Genomic DNA, 19,702 nt, shown 5'->3' on the forward strand with positions numbered 1-19,702 from the left:
GAAATTCCAAGTCAAAATCCCATAGTATGAAAACCACTTTTAATCTAGGAGGGAGAATATGAAAAAGACTAAACTGTATCGTAGATTTAAACCTGTTGAAAAGCATGATACTGCAGCATGGGCAAATATAAAGAAGTTAAAAGGAATATCCCAGGTTTCTCTTCCTGACGAGTATGAAGTAGAAAATGCCAAAGAATGGGTAGACAATAATCAAAAGTAATTGAAGTCACAGCGTTTTATGAAAAAAATTAAAACCTACCAGGCACTATAATTTATGGATTACAATCAGTGCCTGGTAGGTTTTTTAGTTTATTAGCTTTTTACTCTTCAATTTAAAAGAGTTTATGTTCTGATAAGGTTTTATAAGTTTCATATTTGGTACGAGCATCTTGTTTGGCTTTTTCAAATAGTTTTTCTGCAGTTTCTGGGAACACTTTTTGTAAAGAAGCAAATCTAACTTCACTCATTAAGAAATCTTGCAGTGATTCTTTAGGTTCTTTTGAATCTAAAATGAAGGGATTTTTACCTTCTTCTTTTAACTGAGGATTATAACGATAAAGATGCCAATAGCCTGAGTCAACTGCTGCTTTTTCTTGGCTGATACTAGTCCCCATACCACTTCTGATTCCGTGATTGATACATGGAGAATATGCAATTATTAGAGAAGGACCAGGGTATTGTTCAGCTTCTAAGAAAGCTTTTAAAGTCTGGTTCATATTTGCTCCCATAGAAACTTGCGCGACGTAAACGTAACCGTAGCTCATGGCCATCATACCTAAATCCTTTTTCATAGTGGCTTTGCCAGAAGAGGCGAATTTGGCCATAGCAGCAGTCTGAGTAGCTTTAGACGATTGACCACCGGTATTTGAATAAACTTCAGTATCCATAACCAAGGTATTTACATCTTCACCTGTGGAGAGTACATGATCTAAACCACCGAAACCAATGTCATAGGCCCAACCATCACCGCCAATTAACCATTGTGATCGTTTAATTAAATAATCTTGATATTCGGCAATATGTTTTAAAGTTGTGTTAGCGTCTAAATTCCGGTTATTTAAGAGATTGATAAGCTTTTTAGCGGCTTCTTTGGATTTTTCGCCATCTTTTCTAACATGTAGCCACTCTTCTAAAGCTTGGTTTAAGTCTTGGTCGCCTTGTTGAGTTTCTAAGACCTCTCTTGCTAATTCTGCCAATCTATCTTGAATGTAATCTGAAGCCAAGTACATTCCGTAACCGTACTCAGCATTATCTTCGAAAAGGGAGTTGGCCCACGCTGGCCCACGTCCTTCTGAGTTAATGGTAAAAGGAATGCTGGGAGCACTAGCACAATAAATTGAAGAACAGCCAGTAGCATTGGCTATCAACATTCTGTCACCGAATAATTGGGTTAACAACCTGTAATAGGGCGTTTCACCGCATCCAGGACAGGCACCATGAAACTCAAATAAAGGCTTGACGAACTGACTCCCCTTTAAGGTTTTTGTATTGACACGATCTGTTTTTTCGGTAATGGTTTGAGCAAATTCCCAATTATCTTCTTGTTGTTCTATTTGTTCTTCAGCCGGTTCCATGATCAAAGCTTTTCCCTTGGCAGGGCAAATGTCGGCACAGTTTCCACAACCAGTACAATCAAGAGGACTAACTTGGATTCTGTAACTTAAGTCATCCATATCTTTACCGGTAGCCTGCTTAGTTTCAAAAGTTTCAGGAGCCCTTTGCACTTCTTCTTCATCAAGTAAATATGGCCGGATGACAGCGTGAGGGCAGATATACGAACATTGATTGCACTGAATGCATTTATCAATTTGCCATTCTGGTATGTTGACTGCAATACCACGCTTTTCATAAGCTGTAGTTCTTAATGGGAAAGTTCCATCTTCCATTCCTTTAAAGGCACTAACCGGAAGATCATCTCCTTCGTGCTTAGCCATGGGTTTTTGAATGTTTGTGACAAACTCGGGTTCGGATTCACTTTCTTCATACTCTTCTTCTTGAGCATCTTTCCAGGCTTTAGGAATATCAACCTTGATTAATGAGTCTATTCCTTTATCTATAGCTAAGTTATTCATATCAACTACTTTTTGTCCTTTATCACCATAATTTTCTACTACAGACTCCTTTAAGTATTTGACAGCATCTTCAATTGGAATTACATCAGCCAGCTTAAAAAATGCTGACTGCATAATCATGTTGATTCTATTTCCTAGACCTATTTCTCCTGCAATGGATATGGCATCTATTATGTAGAAATTGATATCGTTCTCGGCTAGATATCTTTTCATAGAAGCGGGTAATTTTTCTTCGAGATCTTCCTTAGACCAGGGGCAATTCAATACGAAAGTTCCACCTGCTTTAAGACCTTGTAACAGATCGTAATTATTGACAAAAGCTGGGTTATGGCAAGCTACATAATCGGCGTTATAAACTAAATAAGGAGCTCTTATGGGTTGTTTGCCAAATCTTAAATGAGATACTGTGGTTCCACCTGACTTTTTACTGTCATAGGAGAAATATGCTTGAGCGTATAAATCTGTGTGATCACCAATTATTTTGACTGCACTTTGATTCGCCCCGACGGTACCATCGGAGCCAAGCCCCCAAAATTTACAACTAATGGTATCACTAGGTGTGATGTCCACATCTCCTGTTTCTGGTAGAGAAGTGTGGGATACGTCATCCACAATACCGATGGTGAAATTATCCTTTGGTTTATCCTCGGCCAGATTGTCAAAAACGGATATTATGTGTGAAGGTCTAGTTTCTTTGGACCCTAGACCATAACGGCCTCCGATAATTTCAGGGTTCAACTGAGAATTTTTATATGCATGAACAACATCCTGATATAAAGGTTCTCCTAAAGATCCAGGTTCTTTAGTTCGATCCAGGACCGCTATTTTCTTGACTGTGTCGGGGATAGCTGATAGGAGATGTTCTGCAGAAAATGGCCGATAGAGCCGAACTTTAATTAAACCAACTTTTCGGCCTTGTTCGTTTAAATGATCTACAGTTTCTTCAATGGTATCGCACACTGACCCCATAGCAATAATAATATGTTTTGCCTGGGGGTCTCCATGATAATCAAATAAGTTATAACTTCTACCGATGATTTTTTCTAATTCTTGCATATAATTTTCTACAACTTCTGGTACTGCTTTGTAATATGGGTTTGGAAGTTCCTTTCCCTGAAAGTAAATATCAGGGTTTTGGGCGGTTCCTCTGACAACTGGTTTTTCTGGACTTAAAGCTCTAGCCCTGAATTCTTTGATAGCTTGATAATCCACTAGGTCCTGTATATCTTCAAAATCTATTACATTGACATTTTGATATTCATGAGAAGTTCTAAACCCATCAAAAAAATGTAAAAATGGCATCCTTGACTTAATTGCTGCTAGATGAGCTAAACAACCCAGGTCCATTACTTCCTGGGCGTTGGACGCCGCTAAGAATCCAAAACCCGTCTGGCGACAGGCCATTACATCTTGATGATCTCCGAAAATGGAAAGGGCATGGGTAGCTAAGGCCCTGGCACTAACGTGAAACACACCGGGAAGAAGTTCGCCTACCAACTTGTACATGTTGGGAATCATAAGTAGTAAACCTTGAGAAGCTGTATAGGTTGTCGTTAAAGCCCCAGCAGCTAAAGAACCATGGATGGTTCCTGACGCGCCAGCCTCAGACTGTAACTCGACCACTCGTACCCGTTGGCCGAACATATTCTTTTTACCATGGGCAGCCCACTTGTCAGTGATTTCAGCCATGGGTGACGAAGGGGTAATAGGATAAATAGCAGCAACCTCTGTAAAAGGGTAAGAAATGTGTGCTGCTGCTTCATTACCATTGAGAGTTTTAGATTTCTGGTTCACCTAAAGTCCTCCTTTAACTTTAAGTCTGTTAAATATAAATATTTTAAAGAAATAGTTGTAATTTTATTGTTTGGAATTTGTCTGCTATAAATTCATTTATAAACCATAAAACATAAAACTTTTGTTTTCATGAACAACAAAAAATAAGGGCTCCTATATAGGAGCCCTTAACAAAGAGAATTTATTTCTGACATTATTTTGATTTATTTGGAGCCACTTTTTCAGTGGAGTTATACCCTTCATTTGAAGGGATAATATTTTCAATTGCTGATATTTTGGGCAAAATAAATTCGAAAACTGCATTTAATGATATCCCTAGCAGGGCAGCTAAACTTAACCCTTCAAGACTAGCGTATTCTGTCAATTGAATAGTTGCAAGATTTTCTTCTCCTTGTAAATATGAGATTCCTACTATTAATATTATGAATACTACACTTGAGTTTCTCAAATTAGACAGATCAGGACCTGAATCAACTAATGTTCTAACTCCAACGCTGGCAATCATGCCGAAAAGTACGAAGCTAACTCCGCCCATTACTGGTTCTGGGATAGTCATGATGAATGCTCCAAGTTTACCAATAAAACTGAAACCAATGGCTAGTACTGCCGCTATTCTTATGATGGCTGGGTTATAGTTTTTTGTTAGGGCTAATACTCCTGTATTTTCACCGTATGTGGTGTTAGGAGGTCCTCCTAAGGCACCACCTACGATTGTAGCAATTCCGTCACCGATTAATGTCTTGTGTAGGCCAGGATTTTTAAAAAAGTCTTTACCTACTACAGCACCGTTGGTGGTAATGTCCCCAATATGCTCAATAACGGTTACCAATGCAATAGGGATCATAATTTTTAACGCATCCATGGAAAACTCAGGAGCCATGAATTCAGGAAATCTCAACCAAGCTGCATCTCGGATAGGATCAAAATCAATTATTCCGAACAAAACACTAGCTACGTAACCTGTGGTGATTCCAATTAAGATGGGGATTATCTTTAAAAATCCTTTTCCCATAATCCCTGTAGTTAATACTGCCACTATTGTAATGAGTGCGATACCCCAATGTTCTGCAGCCATTTCTATGGCATTAGGTGCTAGGATAAGACCTATTACTATGATAATTGGGCCAGTAACTATTGGAGGAAAAAGACGCCTGATATTATTTATTCCAATTAATACTACAGCTCCCGCTATTAACAGATAAACAACACCAACTGCTATCAGAGACCCAGTGGCATGGGCTAGTCCAAAATTAGCGTTTACTGCTTGGATACCTGCGATAAAAGCAAATGACGAACCTAAAAAGACTGGAACCTTTCCTCCCGTTACTAAGTGAAAGATGAGAGTTCCCAATCCGGCTGTAAACAAAGCTACAGAGGGGTTCAGCCCAGTAATGAAAGGGACTAAAACTGTAGCCCCAAACATGGCAAATACGTGTTGAAAAGCCATGGGAAGTTGGGTTAGTAATTGGTTTGTGTTAGTTTTCATTAGCAAGTTCCTCCTTCATAGAATTTTTTGGCCTTTAGGATAGTGTTACAGCTGCAGGATTTGGTTCATGAAATCTTGTTAATAGTTATTGAAATGGATGCTGTATTGTTATGGGCTACAGGGTCAAAAAAAACACCTTATTTTGACGCTAATAAGGTGTTTGTAGTCATACCTACTTGACCCTTATTAGCCTCACTGGACTAATGTTAAAGGGATTCGCTTCCTATGATGTTTTAAGTAACAATTATCTGGTTCCCTTACTAGTCTCTCGGGACTAGCTTAAAGGCCATTCTTTTACATTATAAAGAGGTGAGAATGATTAGTCAATGATTTTTTATTCTTCAGGTAGCCACTCCTCAACTATATCTTGGTTTTCATCAATCCATTGTTCTGCGGCTTCTTGTTCATCATCCATTTCATCAATCATAGCCATAATTTCTCCCAATTCTTCCTCTTCTAGATAAAAGTTTTCTAGTAGTTGATTGACATCTGGTTGGTCATCATCAAAATTTTCTCTTACCATCACATGAATATCTTCGGCTTCCCCGTAAACTTGTTCTGGATCCTCTAAAAATTTAAGATCCCATTCAGCAAATTTCCAGTGGGGGGTCCAACCAGTAACGACAATCCATTCTTCATTGTTTATAGCAGTACCTAGTTCTCCTGTCATTGCTGCGTCGGAACTCTCAGTAAGGGTGTAATTCTCCAGGCTTTCATAAGTTTCTAGTGCTTCATCTGTTGATCCCATTATCCCTGCCCCTGCATCAATTCCTACTATTTCAGTATCAAATTCTTCTTCGTATTCGTCCATTTCTTCTATACTATCTATTTCTTCAAGATATTCTGGTACAACGAGTCCGATTCTCGCTCCTTCGTATACTGGGCCGAGATCTACTATATCATCACCGTAATCTTCGTAATAACTTTGATGGGTAACAGGGAGCCAAGCTGAAACAAAAGCATCTTGATCTCCTGCGGCCACATCTGCGTAGACTGGTCCCGCATCGGCCATGGTTAATTGAGTGTCATAATTCATTTCATTTTCTAACACAGCTGAGATAGTATGAGTTTTAGCAACCGAACAAGCCCAGTTTACAAACCCGAATTCTATCGTATCTTCTGCCTCTCCGTTATCTCCAAAATCATTGGTAAAGATGAAGAAGGCCCCAATAACAGCTGCAGCTACTACTAAAATGATTGCAGTTCTTGACATATGTATCCCTCCATTGTGGTTTTTAAGGTTTATAGCTCCTTTATAGTTTAACCAAAAGGGAAATTTCTTTATACAAACTACTTGACAGTGAAGCAAAAAAAGTTTAGAGTTATAAATAACTTGAACAACTAAAAACCTAAAGGTTTATAGGGGAATAAAAAGGAGAGGATTAAATATGAGTGCTTTAAAATTAATAGGTAATACACCTTTGATTAGAATGAGCCGGAATATAGTGGGCACTGAAGCTGAGGTTTTTGCAAAACTAGAAATGTTTAATCCAGGAGGTAGCGTAAAAGATAGAATTGCATTAAGTATGATTAACTCGGCCGAACAAAACGGGCATTTATCACAGGGAGGAACAATTCTAGAACCGACCAGTGGAAACACTGGGATCGGATTAGCTATTGTAGCTGCTGTTAAAGGATATCAATTAATTTTGACTATGCCAGAGAGTATGAGTGAAGAAAGACGGGCATTATTAAAATCTTATGGAGCAGAGCTTGTACTGACGCTAGCAGATAAAGGTATGGGAGGAGCTGTTGAGAAAGCTAATCAAATTAAAAGGGAAAATCCGGATTACTTTATCCCTCAACAATTTAATAACATCAGTAATCCAGAAATACACAAACAAACTACTGCCAGGGAAATTATTTCAGAATTAGATTCAGATATAGATGGATTAGTACTCGGTGTTGGTACTGGCGGAACAATTACAGGTGTAGGTGAAGTTTTAAAACACAAAAATCCTAATTTAAAAATCTTTGCAGTTGAACCAAAGGAATCACCGGTACTGTCTGGAGGGAATCCAGGTCCTCATAAAATTCAAGGGCTAGGGGCAGGTTTTGTACCTCAAGTATTAAAGACAGAATTGATTGATGAAGTAATTCAGGTTGATAGTTCTGAAGCCTATGATATGAGCAATCAATTGGCAAAACAGGAAGGTTTACTGGCCGGAATATCTAGTGGTGCTGCATTGAAAGGGGTATTAAAGGCTTTAAAACAATTACCATCAGGGGCAAGAGTAGTGACAGTTTTCCCTGACACGGGAGAGCGTTACTTGAGCATGGCTCCTTATTTTAACTTATAGAAAAAATTACTTGCTTGAAACTATCACAGAAAAGTGGGGTGAACTGATGAACTTTAATGAAGCACAACTAGAACGTTATTCCAGACAAATCATTTTATCCGAGGTGGGTGTCGAGGGACAGCAGAAATTGCTAGACTCAAAAGTGTTAATCATTGGCACTGGAGGCCTTGGGGCGCCTGCAGCCATGTATTTAGCTGCTCTGGGAATTGGTACAATTGGTTTGGTAGATGGTGATAAAGTCGAACTTTCAAATTTACAACGTCAAATTATTCATCAAACTAAAGATATAGGTAAACTTAAAGCGGAATCAGGAAAGGAAACAATACTACACATGAATCCAGATGTAGAAGTTATTCCGCATAATACCTGGATTAATTCACAAAATATCCAGGATATAATTGAAGACTATGATTTCGTTATTGATGGCACAGACAATTTTGCAGCCAAATTTTTAATTAACGATGCATGTGTAATGTCGGAAAAACCTTTTTGTCATGCGGGTATAATTCGATTCCAGGGTCAAGTGATGACTTATGTTCCAAATGGTAATGGGGTTACTCCTTGTTATAGATGTGTTTTTAATGAGCCCCCGCCTGACGGGGTGGTTCCTTCTTGCCAGGAAGCTGGTGTCCTTGGACTTCTAGGGGGAGTGATTGGTGGCTTACAAGCTACAGAAGCGGTTAAATACTTATTAGGAATAGGAGACAATTTGACAGGTGAATTATTAGTTTATGATGCTTTAAAAATGGATTTTAGAAAAATTGAATTACATTCAGACAGGGATTGTAAAATTTGCGGAACTAACCCAGAAATCAAAGACTTGGTTGACTACACGGGTCCTAAATGTAACCTACAAACAAAGTGATTAAAGGGTGTTTATATGAAAATATGGATTTTACAGACAGAATATCAGAAAATGTTAGAACATGCTAAAAAAGAGTTTCCCCTTGAATGTTGTGGCCTCATGGCAGGTTTTAAAAAACCAAAGGGCTATGTGATTACAAATATTTATGAAATGACTAATATGGAACAAAGCAGTACCAAATACTCTCTAGATCCTCAAGAGCAATTTTCCGTTATCAAAGATATTAGAAATCATGGATTAGAATTAGTAGGGAATTATCATTCTCATCCCTTTACGGGTTGTCGCCTCTCAGATGAAGATTTTAGATTAGCATACGATAACGACTTGGTTTATGCAATAATTTCCTTGAAAGGTGAGTTACCAGTATTAAAATTTTTTTTAATAAAAGAGAATTTAAAAAATGCAAGCCAAGAACTAAATGTTCAATTACTTGTAAGTAAAGATCAAGTTATCAATTCAAATACAACAGATGAAGGAGGGTTGTAAAGTTGCAACTCAATGTACCGGAAGAAATTATTCGAGATTTAAAAAGTTATCAGGATAAAGTTATGGATTTTCAGAAAGGTGACTTGGATGAGTTCAGGTTTAAACCGTACCGGGTTGGGAGGGGAGTTTACGAACAGAGAAATGGTAAATATATGATTAGAACTAGATTGCCCGGGGGAGAACTAACTTTAGAACAACTAAAAGTTATCAAGAAATTGGCTGAAGCATACGCAGAAAATTTAATACATTTAACAACCAGACAGGATATCCAGTTTCACAATGTGGAGCTTTCTGATTCACCTAAAATTATAGAGGAACTATTACAATGGGGTATCTTGACTAAGGGTTCCGGGGGAAACACACCAAGAAATGTGGTGGGTTCGCCTTTGTCTGGAGTATCTAAGGATGAAGTATTTGATATTAGACCTTTTGTCAAATATACAACGGATTATTTGTTACAAGATGAAAGTGCTTTCAATTTACCAAGAAAATTTAAAATTGCTTTTTCTAATTCTCTGGCTGATACTGCTAACGCTACCATTTCTGATTTGGGTTTTATAGCTAAAATCAAAGATGGCCAAAAAGGTTTTGAAGTATATGGAGCTGGTGGTTTGGGAAATGAACCTTCTAAAGCGATTAAGTTATTTAATTTTATAACCGAGGATCAAATCTTATTTCATGTAGAAACTATGAAAGAGTTATTTCAGCAGAAGGGAGATAGACTTAACAAAAACAAAGCACGAATCAGACATATAATGTCTAGGCTTGGACAAGATCAATTTAAAGAGCTATATTATAAATTATTAAAACAAATCAAGGCTGATCATCCGGAGTTGTCTTTATGGGATAAAATTTCAAATCATCTAGATATAAATGATGAGAATAAAGATAGTTTTGATAATTTTCAAATAGACAGTCAAGGACAAGCGTACCGAGAAAACAGGTATTCCGAAATTTCCAATCAAAGGAAGATACAGCGGTTATCAATAGAACAAAAACAGGCCGGAGCCTATTCGGTCTATTTTCATCCCGAAAAAGGCGACTTAAACACTAGGGATTTACAATTATTAATAACAACCATAGAACAAATGAATGATAATATATCGTTTCGAATTTCTAATACCCAGGGTTTTTATCTATGTAATTTGTCCTTTTCAGAAGGTGAATTACTCATTAATAAACTTGATTATCTTATTCCGGAATACCAGGTAGAGTGCTCAGTTTCGTGTCCAGGAGCTGCTACCTGTAAACTAGGTCTTTGTTTATCTCAAAAAATGTTAATTCAAACTCTAGATGAATTAAAGCAAAGTGATACTGAAGCACTTAAAGAACTTCCTCGGCTATACATTTCTGGTTGTCCTAATTCATGTGGCCAGCATCAAATTGGCCTACTAGGTTTATCCGGAAAAGCTAGTAGGACAGAGGACGGACTTGTACCTGCTTATACAGTGTATATGGGAGGTAAAACCGAGGCAAACAAAGGACGATTGGCTACGGAATTTGGTGAAATACCAGCTCAAAAGGTTCCTGTATTTTTAAAAGAACTGGCTAAATTAAAAGCTCAAAATGGATATAAAGATTTTGAAGAATTTGTTTATAATTCAAATAAAAAAATTACCCAACTTATTACAGTTTTTTCAACTTTAGAAAGTTATCAAGAAAATCCCGGTTTATATTTTGATTTCGGGTCTAACAAACAATTTTCCCTTGAAGGTAGGGGTCCTGGTGAATGCGGTGCTGGAGTGCTAGACATAATCAAAATAGATATCAACAACGCCGAAAGCAGGTTACAAGACTATCAAAACCTAGTTGATACCCGGTTATTGTACCAGGCAGCTTTATCGGGAGCTAGGGCTTTATTGGTTTTAAAAGGTATCGATACCAATAAAGATAGAGAAATTTTTAATGAATTTATTAAACACTTTGTAGATACGGGCTATGTTCGAGATAGTGTAATAGATTTAGTAAATAATTTAATGGATTTTAAAATGGGAGACTTGTCAGACTTGAGTTCTTATTATGATGAAGTAATTTATCTTGTTCAAAGAGTTAAAGAGATTTTTCAATCTCTTAACTCTAGGTTAGAAATTACCGCAGCTAAAGTAGCAAATGAATCAGAGCAACAGACTCAGAAGAGTACAAATAGTGGTGAAGAATCACAAGGCGAAGAAAGTGATGTGGTGGATTTAAGAGGTGTTAAATGCCCTATGAATTTTGTAAAGGTGAAAATGGCTCTGTCATCTCTTCAAAATGGCGAAATACAAGCTTTTTATCTTGACAATGGTGAACCCATGGATAATGTACCTCAAAGTGTTAGGGATGAAGGACATTTCATAAAGGATATAGTTAAGTATAGTGACTATAGCAAAATATTAATTAAAAAGTCTGATTAGACCAATTTTTATGGAGGGATTCAAATGGATATCAATTTGAATGGGAAAAAAAGACGATTTGAACAAACGAGATTGTCAGTAACGGATTTAGTCAAAGAATTAGACATAAATCCTAAAATTGTTCATGTTCAACTGAACGGTGCAATGTTAGATAGAGCTCACTTCGATGACACTTTTATCAACGAAGGAGACGAAGTTGAAATTATAACTTATATGGGAGGGGGCCATTAACAATGGCTCTTCTCCCTTCCTGATAAATAAAAGTTTCTATGTAAAGGGGGAATACAAGTGTTGAGAAAGGATGATTGGTGGGCCGTTTGGTTAGGTCTATTTTTAATACTTATTACAGGTCTGGGATTATTAACTGAAATCCCTGGACTAGAGGAGTGGACCCACAATCCTCTAAACAGCTTATCGTTAAGTACAGTTTTAGAACTGACGGTTTTAGGAACGGGCCTGGCATTGTTAACAGGGATTGCAGTTTATTATATACAAGGAAAGTCATTTGCCAATAATTATCTAAAAGCTTTTCCTTGGGTATTTATGATTGCAGTAATTTCCTATGTGTTATCAGAACAATCTCTTGCTTCACATTATGGCCTGGGGTATGTAGTTTGGGCATTAGCTTTGGGTCTATTTATAAGCAATGTTATAGGAGTTCCAGAATTTATAAAACCTGCCATTAAGAGTGAATTATTTATAAAAACTGGACTTGTACTTTTAGGTGCTGAAATTTTGTTTGACCGCTTGTTGGTTTTGGGTATTTATGGAATAGGTGTTGCTTGGATTGTCACACCAATTGTTCTAGTGTCTATGTATTTTATCGGAACTCGGCTTTTAGGAATTAATAATAAATCATTAGTCGTTACAATTAGTGCTGCCACTTCTGTATGTGGAGTTAGTGCTGCAATTGTAACAGGAGAAGCTTCCAAGGCTACTGAAGAACAAATGTCTTTAGCTGTTACAATAACTTCAGTTATGACGGTATTGATGATAATTTTCATGCCGCTATTGATTACTTTTCTTGGAATAGATCCATTGGTTGGTGGTGCGTGGGTCGGTGGTACCATTGATGCCACAGGTGCCGTTGTTGTGGCTGCTTCAGTATTAGGTCAAGAGGCAGTAGAAATCGCTGCTACCATTAAGATGATCCAAAATGTTTTAATAGGTGTTATCGGTTTTATAATTGCTTTTATCTGGGTGAAAAACTCAGAAGGAATTGAAAATTTACAACAAGAAGGGGAAAAGTCTGTTTCTTGGACAAAGGTATGGACAAGATTTCCTAAATTTATAATAGGATTTGTTATAGCTTCTTTGTTATTTTCTTTTGTTTTCACTCCTTATTTAGGGAGTTCTTGGGTTGATAGCACATTAGACTTAACTAGTGGGCTTCGAGGCTGGTTTTTTGTACTGGCTTTTGTGAGTATTGGATTAAATGCCCGGTTATCTCGAATGAAATATTTGTTTGAGAAGGGGAACCCTTTAAAACTATATCTTGTTGGACAAACCTTGAATATTATTGCTACTTTTGTAATGGCTTGGATCTTATTTAGTGGGGTAATATTTCCCCAACCATTTTAGTTAGTCCACAATGACATAATATTAACTCATTCATTGATAAATAATAAATACTAACTACTCATAGCAGGAACATATCCCTATAATGTCAAATATTTATTTATGATCACAGTCATGCGTGTTTAAATACTCGTTTAAATACGCATCAGAAATTATTGTAAAATTCTTATTGGAGGTGGGAAAAATGGCGAATTGTTGTGGCGGTAATAATCTAGAAAATATTACCCTAAAAGTAGAAGGAATGGCATGTGAACACTGTAAAAAGGCAATAGAAAAAGAACTTAATAATTTAGATGGCGTGGATAAAGCAGAAGTTGAGCTTTCTAAAGGACAGGTTGATGTGTCTTTCAATCCAGATAGAGTGACAAAAGAGGACTTGGTTAATGCAATTACCGAGGCTGGATATCAAGTTAGATAAATAAAAACCCTTCTATTCTATTGAACATTGTATGAATAGAATAGAAGGGTTTTTTGAATTTAAGAATCACTCGGATTGTAAAGCATTTAAAATTTCATCACTGGGTTGATTGGGAATTGTGGCTATTCGTTCCCCTTGATATTTGAATATAGACTGGTTTTCAGCGGTTATTTCACCAATTACGGCACCTTGGCCATTTTTTGCTGAAATTGCTTCTAATACTTCATCGACATTTTCGGGAGCAACTTGCAGGAGCATACGACCTTGAGTTTCACAAATTAATCTTTCTTCAGGGCTGATATTCTCTGTTTTTACAGGAGCTTTATCTAGCTCAACTTCAGCACCTAGTCCGCCAAATCGAGCTGATTCGCATACTGCAGCACCTATCCCTGCTGCTCCTAAGTCAGAACAGGCTTTAACTTTACCAGTTTTGAAAGCAGATAAAGTAGCTTCCATAGTGGTTTTTTCCTCCTCAAAAAGTGCCTGGGCAGGAAGGAGTTCCGAAACTAGTCCGGCTCTATACAAGGTGTCATTTCCATCTACACCTGTTTCTCCAATAATGATAATTTTGTCACCTGCTTCTTTAGCAGGTTTAGTGAGGGGTTCTTCTGTGATTTGTTGACCGATGACCGTTAAGACTACGGCTGGGACTATATCGCTAAATGAGGTTGAAAATCCACCACCCGCTACAAAAACATCCATTGTACTACACATATCTTTTATACCTTTTAACATGATATTTAGCCTTTCCTGGCTAGTCATCGTTTCACAGTTACCGCAAGTACACTTTTCTTGGAAACCGCATGGCCCTACTATAACTTCTTCTTCTAAGGGCCTGGTTCCGACAAAATCCATAATAAATAATGGTCTAGCACCCATGGCTACTACGTCTCTCATGGCGCCTCCAGCCCCTGTGGCTGAACCATCATATGGTCTGGGGACACAAGGAGAACAGTGACTCTCCATTTTTGCAGCTATCAGATTACCATCATCTGAGGTCTGCACAACAGCTGCGTCATCGTTAGCATCAGGACCGACTTTCAAATAATTCGGCCATGTGTTATCTACCTTTTGGTTTAATTCCTTAAACTGGCCAAAATCGATGGCTTTGTCGATATTGTGGTGTAAGTGAATAAAAAGACCGTGCATTAGAGCTTTTTCAACTTGGTTCAATCAAGTTTCCTCCTTTCGGTTTAAGAAAAATAAGAAACCTACTATAATTTCTTATATAATAGATTACGATAAAAAACGAATAAATCCTTTAATTTTTTTAAAATGTTCATAAATATTATATAGAATCATAAATATCTTTTGTAGGTTGAAGGGGAAAATATGTAATAAAGTTTATCGTTGAGTCATTTATTATTATAGAGGAGAATTTGGTCAAGTAATGGAATATTTATAAAAAAGGGAGGTTTTGATGGATATGACAGAAAAGATTAACACTGAGTTAGTGGAGCAGGGGAAAAACAAAATAATGTGGGCAAGAAACAAAATGCCAGTTATCAGAAATATTTCCGAGCGCTGGAAACGTGAACAACCCCTGGCCGGGATCAGGGTAGCAGCGTGTTTACACGTGACCTCAAAAACTGCGAATTTATTAATAACTTTGAAGGATGGTGGGGCTGAAGTAGCCCTTTGTGGCTCAAATCCCTTAAGTACACAAGATGACGTGGTAGCGGCTTTGAATGAAGTTTATGATGTCCCAACTCATGCCAAACGAGGAGAAGACAAAGATTCCTTTTATAATCGTATTTTAACCGTATTAGACTTGCAACCTCATATCACAGTAGATGATGGTGCTGATTTAATCACTACATTACATAGCCAGAGAAAAGAATTACTGGATTCAGTACTGGGCGGTACCGAAGAGACTACTACAGGTGTTACACGTTTAAAAGCAATGGCCAAAGATAATTATTTAAAGTATCCTGTGATTGCTGTTAATGATGCCATGACTAAACATATGTTTGACAACCGTTATGGTACAGGCCAGTCAACTATTGATGGTATTATGAGAGCTACGAATTATTTATTGGCAGGGGCTCATTTTGTAGTAGTCGGTTATGGTTGGTGCGGACGAGGTATTGCAAAAGATGCTAGCGGCATGGGTGCTCGGGTAACAGTGGTGGAAGTAGATTCAGTCAGAGCTTTAGAAGCTGCTTTAGATGGTTTCGAAGTTTCTAGTATGGATGAAGCTGCGGAAAAAGCAGATTTTATAGTGACAACAACGGGGAATAAAAATGTGGTTGATAAGAAACATTTAGACAAGATCAATGATGGTTGTATATTATCTAATGCCGGTCACTTTAATGTAGAAATTAATTTGCAGGCCTTAGAGGAAATGACTAAGGAACAGCGAGAAGTTCGTCCTGATGTGCAAGAGTATTCCTTCAAAGATGGGCGAAAGGTATATTTGATTGGGGAAGGTAGATTGGTAAATCTAACTGCTGGTGAAGGACATCCGGCTGATGTCATGGATATGAGTTTTTCTAATCAAGCCTTATCTGTAGAATATTTAGCCAAAGAACATGAACAATTAGCTAAAGATGTTTATCCAGTTCCACGGCATTTAGATGAGAGTATTGCTAAGTTAAAACTTAAGTCAATGGGAATGGAGCTTGAACAGTTAACTGATGAACAAATTGATTATCTTAACTCTTGGGAAATAGGTACTTAATAAGCTAGCTGTTACGGATGAGTAGGGAGTGGATTTTTCATGAAAGAATGGAATAAAATATTTTATATTTTTGTTGCAGTATTTGGCTTGATAGCTTTTGGAACCTTTGGATATTATTTATTAACAGATTTATCTTTATTTGATTCTCTTTACATGACAGTGATCACTATTTCTACTGTGGGATATAAAGAAATTGGAGAACTAAGTTCTACCGGAAGATTATTTACGATTATTATCATATTTGCCGGTTTAAGTATTGTATTTTACGCTTTTACTAATATAACTACTTTTGTTATTGAAGGTGAATTTAGAGATTATTTTAGGAGGCGAGCAATGAATAATAAAATTTCCCAGGTTTCAGGTCATTATATACTTTGCGGTGCTGGTGAAACTGGATTTAGTGTTGTAGAGCAATTTGAAAAAAGTGAATTACCACTGGTGGTAATAGAAAAGGATGAAAATAAAGTTAATAAATTACTCGATCAAGGAATTATGGCCATTGAAGGCGATGCCACCTTAGAATCAACCCTCAAAAAAGCACGGATTGAACATGCTAGAGGCTTGGTTACCTCCCTTTCTAGCGATGCTGATAATGTACTAGTGGTCTTGACTGCCCGGGAATTAAACAAGGATCTATTCATAGTTTCTCGGGCTATTGAGAAAAATGCTAGCATGAAATTGAAAAGGGCAGGAGCGGATAACACCATTTCTCCGAACGTATTAGGAGGAGCTAGATGGCATCTATTATGTTACGGCCTACAGTAGTTTCATTTTTGGATGTAATAACAGAAGTGGGCGAAGAATTATTAGAATTGGAAGATGTAATTGTTTGCAAAAAATCTGAATTATTAGGACTTACACTTAAAGAAGCTAGAATACCAGAAAAAACCGGCTTGATAATTCTGGCATTAAGGAATCAAGGGGAAGATCAATTAGTCTTTAATCCCGGGCCTGAGGAAGTTCTGGAAGAAGGGGATACTATGATGGTTTTAGGGAAGGTACATCAAATTGACCAGTTAAGACAGATGGCCTGTGATGTCAGATAGCTTTGAGAACTTAAATATTCCGGGTAATTTAGATTTACCCGGAATATTTTTTGGCTGTATTAAAGATTCTTCTGTTCACTTGTTAAGATCTACTGTCAAACCCGCCTAATCACTCAATTGAAAGTTTTACAGTATCAACTACTAAATATAACAGCGACTTTTTAATAAAAATTTATTAACACCGGCAGGATTCCACGAAAATTTGGTGAATAATCATTTAATGAATAATTTCAAAAAGACTTTTGTAAAACACTTGCTTTAATGATGAATAATATAAATTGGAGTGATACAATTATTTTGACGTGTTTTGAAAGATATTATATAATCAGGTGCAAACATCTCTGAGTAACTTTATCGCAACCGCCAAGGCGGTTGTTTATTTATAAATTCTGACACCTTTTACCTGGCACTATTATTTATGTTATAATGTGGAGGTATTAATTGGACATGATTACAATTAAAGAAGGAGGAAGTATAAATGAGCAGTACTTGGGAAAAGATAGACAAGAACAAAATCAAGCTGTCTGTTGAAGTTGATGAAAATAGGGTTGAAGACGCCCTGGAGCAAGCTTACAAAAAAGTAGTCAAACAGGTGGAAATCCCTGGGTTCAGAAAGGGGAAAGTGCCCAGAAAAATCTTAGAAAATAGGTTTGGACCAGAAGTTCTATACGAAGATGCTATAGAGATACTTGTTCCTGAAGCTTATCAGGAAGCGTTAGAGGAACATGAAATTGAGCCCGTGGATCAACCTGAAATTGATATAGACCAAATGGAAAAGGGGCAACCTTTGAAGTTTAATGCCACTGTAGAAGTAAAACCAGAAGTTGAACTTGGTACTTATAAAGGACTAGAAGTAGAAAAGGAAAAAGTCGAAGTTACTGAAGAAGATGTGGAAAATGAATTGAAACAAATGCAAGAACAACATGCTGAATATGAAGATGTTGAAGACGGTGAAGCGGAAAATGGAGATAGACTGGTTATCGATTTTGAAGGCTATGTGGACGGAGAACCCATTGAGGGTGGTCAGGCCGAAAATCATAATATAGAGCTAGGATCAAATCAGTTTATTCCTGGATTTGAAGAACAATTAGTAGGTAGTAAACCTGGAGAAGAGAAAGAAGTAAAAGTAACATTTCCTGAAGACTATCAAAACGAAGAATTAAAAGGGAAAGAAGCTACTTTTAATGTAAAAGTTAAAGAAATTAAAAAGAAAAACCTATTACCTATAGATGACGAATTTGCAAAAGATGTTAGTGATTTTGATACATTAGAAGAATTTAAAAATGATATAAGAAATAGGCTAGAAGAAGAAGCTGAAAGGGCTGCCGAACAACAAGTTGAAGAACAGGTTGTTACTAAAGCCCTGGAAAATGCCGAAGTAGAAATTCCACAACCTATGATTGACCAAGAAGTAGATAATATGCTTAAAGAGTTTGAACAAAACTTATCATATCAGGGATTGAATTTAGACACTTATTACAAATTGGCAAATACAGACGAAGATGCTATGAAGGAACAATTTAAGGGGTCAGCTGAAACTCGAGTAAAAAGAAATCTTGTTTTAGAAGCCATCAAAGATGAGGAAGGAATTACAGCCACTGAAGAAGAAATAGATGAAGAAATCAACAAAATAGCTGAACAGGCACAACAAGAAGCTGATAAGATTAAGGAATTCCTAGAAATGCAAGGTAGAATGTCTCAATTGAAAAATGAAATAGCTATAAGAAAGTCAGTTGATTTGCTGAAAGACGAAGCAAAGGTCACTGTAGTTGAGAAAAGTAATGATTCTGAGGAAGAAACTCAAGGGAACACAGAATAATAAAACTAAAAATCTTAACTATAAGGTTTTCAACTATCAGCCAAATTGATAAAAGTTATTAGTTTAAAAAGGGAGACCTAAAGACAGAAATATGTTATTATAAAGCAAAAGGGGGTTATAATATGAATTTAATACCCATGGTAATAGAACAAACCAACAGAGGTGAAAGATCCTACGATATATATTCTCGTCTGTTAAAAGATCGGATAATATTCATTGGAACAGGCATAAATGATGATATTGCAAACTCAGTAATAGCCCAAATGCTATTTTTAGAATCAGAGGATCCTGATAAGGATATTCATTTGTATATTAATAGTCCTGGCGGTCATGTGCACGCAGGTTTGGCAATTTATGACACTATGCAATATATTCGATCAGATGTTTCAACAATTTGCGTTGGAATGGCTGCAAGCATGGGTGCTGTACTATTAGCTGCTGGGAATGAAGGTAAGAGATTCTGCTTGCCAAATTCTCGAATCATGTTGCATCAACCTATGGGTGGTGCTCAAGGGCAGGCAGCTGACGTTGAGATCCATGCTAGAGAAATAATGAAGACAAAAGAGCGCTTGAATCAGATTTTAGCCCACCACACAGGACAGCCAGTTGAGCAAATAAGTAAAGATACAGATAGAGACTTTTTCATGTCTAGTGAAGAAGCTCAAAAATATGGTGTAATTGATGATGTTTTAAAAAGGCCACCTGAAAATAGTTAATTTTTAAAGTGGTATTTAAAGAAAAAGAAGAGGTTACTAGAGAGGTGAT

The 19,702-nt window shown here is 37.0% G+C and carries 17 protein-coding genes; 13 read left to right on the plus strand and 4 right to left on the minus strand.

Translation table 11 applies throughout. The annotated features are described in order from the left end of the window. Nucleotides 1-58 precede the first annotated feature (58 nt). Nucleotides 59-220, plus strand: coding sequence for a CDIF630_02480 family spore surface protein (locus NTHER_RS15575; protein ID WP_012447546.1), 162 nt, complete (start codon nt 59-61; stop codon nt 218-220). A gap of 112 nt (nt 221-332) precedes the next feature. Here NTHER_RS15575 and nifJ read toward each other — a convergent pair whose 3' ends face one another. From nifJ to NTHER_RS05525, 3 genes are all read right to left on the minus strand, one after another. Further along, nucleotides 333-3,866, minus strand: a complete 3,534-nt coding sequence (gene nifJ, locus NTHER_RS05515) for a pyruvate:ferredoxin (flavodoxin) oxidoreductase (RefSeq protein WP_012447547.1) — start codon at nt 3,864-3,866, stop codon at nt 333-335. Nucleotides 3,867-4,059: 193 nt separating this feature from the next. After that, a complete protein-coding gene (locus tag NTHER_RS05520; RefSeq protein WP_012447548.1) occupies nt 4,060-5,352 on the minus strand; it encodes a uracil-xanthine permease family protein in 1,293 nt (430 codons plus the stop codon). Between the two features lie 334 nt (nt 5,353-5,686). Next, entirely contained in the window at nt 5,687-6,565 is an 879-nt protein-coding gene (locus NTHER_RS05525; protein WP_012447549.1) for a glycine betaine ABC transporter substrate-binding protein, read from the minus strand. A 175-nt stretch (nt 6,566-6,740) separates the two neighbouring features. Here NTHER_RS05525 and cysK point away from each other — a divergent pair, with 175 nt between their 5' ends. The 7 genes from cysK to copZ all read left to right on the plus strand — a co-directional run bounded on the left by cysK (nt 6,741) and on the right by copZ (nt 13,392). Beyond that, complete coding sequence (gene cysK, locus NTHER_RS05530) at nt 6,741-7,652, plus strand: cysteine synthase A (RefSeq protein WP_012447550.1); 912 nt, start codon at nt 6,741-6,743, stop codon at nt 7,650-7,652. 46 nt (nt 7,653-7,698) lie between these two features. Beyond that, nucleotides 7,699-8,517 (plus strand): HesA/MoeB/ThiF family protein, encoded by an 819-nt coding sequence (locus NTHER_RS05535; protein WP_041366934.1) that lies wholly within the window; start codon nt 7,699-7,701, stop codon nt 8,515-8,517. Between the two features lie 15 nt (nt 8,518-8,532). Next, on the plus strand, nt 8,533-9,003 hold the full coding sequence (locus NTHER_RS05540) for a M67 family metallopeptidase (protein ID WP_012447552.1): 471 nt from the start codon (nt 8,533-8,535) through the stop codon (nt 9,001-9,003). A 2-nt stretch (nt 9,004-9,005) separates the two neighbouring features. Next, entirely contained in the window at nt 9,006-11,396 is a 2,391-nt protein-coding gene (locus NTHER_RS05545; RefSeq protein WP_012447553.1) for a sulfurtransferase TusA family protein, read from the plus strand. Between the two features lie 24 nt (nt 11,397-11,420). Then, on the plus strand, nt 11,421-11,627 hold the full coding sequence (gene thiS, locus NTHER_RS05550; RefSeq protein ID WP_012447554.1) for a sulfur carrier protein ThiS: 207 nt from the start codon (nt 11,421-11,423) through the stop codon (nt 11,625-11,627). A gap of 57 nt (nt 11,628-11,684) precedes the next feature. Further along, the gene (locus tag NTHER_RS05555) at nt 11,685-12,977 is read left to right on the plus strand and encodes a YeiH family protein (protein WP_012447555.1); all 1,293 of its coding nucleotides are present in this window, start codon (nt 11,685-11,687) and stop codon (nt 12,975-12,977) included. Nucleotides 12,978-13,158: 181 nt separating this feature from the next. Beyond that, complete coding sequence (copZ, locus tag NTHER_RS05560) at nt 13,159-13,392, plus strand: copper chaperone CopZ (RefSeq protein ID WP_012447556.1); 234 nt, start codon at nt 13,159-13,161, stop codon at nt 13,390-13,392. Between the two features lie 66 nt (nt 13,393-13,458). Here the strand turns inward: copZ and NTHER_RS05565 are convergent, their stop codons facing one another. Beyond that, nucleotides 13,459-14,565, minus strand: a complete 1,107-nt coding sequence (locus NTHER_RS05565; protein WP_012447557.1) for an AIR synthase-related protein — start codon at nt 14,563-14,565, stop codon at nt 13,459-13,461. 247 nt (nt 14,566-14,812) lie between these two features. On the opposite strand from NTHER_RS05565, the gene NTHER_RS05570 reads away from it, so the two are divergent. The 5 genes from NTHER_RS05570 to clpP all read left to right on the plus strand — a co-directional run bounded on the left by NTHER_RS05570 (nt 14,813) and on the right by clpP (nt 19,653). Then, nucleotides 14,813-16,072 (plus strand): adenosylhomocysteinase, encoded by a 1,260-nt coding sequence (locus tag NTHER_RS05570; protein WP_012447558.1) that lies wholly within the window; start codon nt 14,813-14,815, stop codon nt 16,070-16,072. A 39-nt stretch (nt 16,073-16,111) separates the two neighbouring features. Beyond that, complete coding sequence (locus NTHER_RS05575) at nt 16,112-16,837, plus strand: potassium channel family protein (protein WP_052291952.1); 726 nt, start codon at nt 16,112-16,114, stop codon at nt 16,835-16,837. Next, a complete protein-coding gene (locus tag NTHER_RS15180; protein WP_052291953.1) occupies nt 16,807-17,118 on the plus strand; it encodes a cation:proton antiporter regulatory subunit in 312 nt (103 codons plus the stop codon). The genes NTHER_RS05575 and NTHER_RS15180 overlap by 31 nt, the downstream gene beginning before the upstream one ends. A 478-nt stretch (nt 17,119-17,596) precedes the next feature. Further along, nucleotides 17,597-18,937: a trigger factor gene (gene tig, locus NTHER_RS05580; RefSeq protein WP_012447559.1), complete on the plus strand. Its 1,341-nt coding sequence runs from the start codon at nt 17,597-17,599 to the stop codon at nt 18,935-18,937. Between the two features lie 122 nt (nt 18,938-19,059). After that, entirely contained in the window at nt 19,060-19,653 is a 594-nt protein-coding gene (clpP, locus tag NTHER_RS05585) for an ATP-dependent Clp endopeptidase proteolytic subunit ClpP (protein ID WP_012447560.1), read from the plus strand. Nucleotides 19,654-19,702 lie beyond the last annotated feature (49 nt).

This window comes from Natranaerobius thermophilus JW/NM-WN-LF (assembly GCF_000020005.1).
GTDB classification, from domain to species: Bacteria; Bacillota; Natranaerobiia; order Natranaerobiales; family Natranaerobiaceae; genus Natranaerobius; species Natranaerobius thermophilus.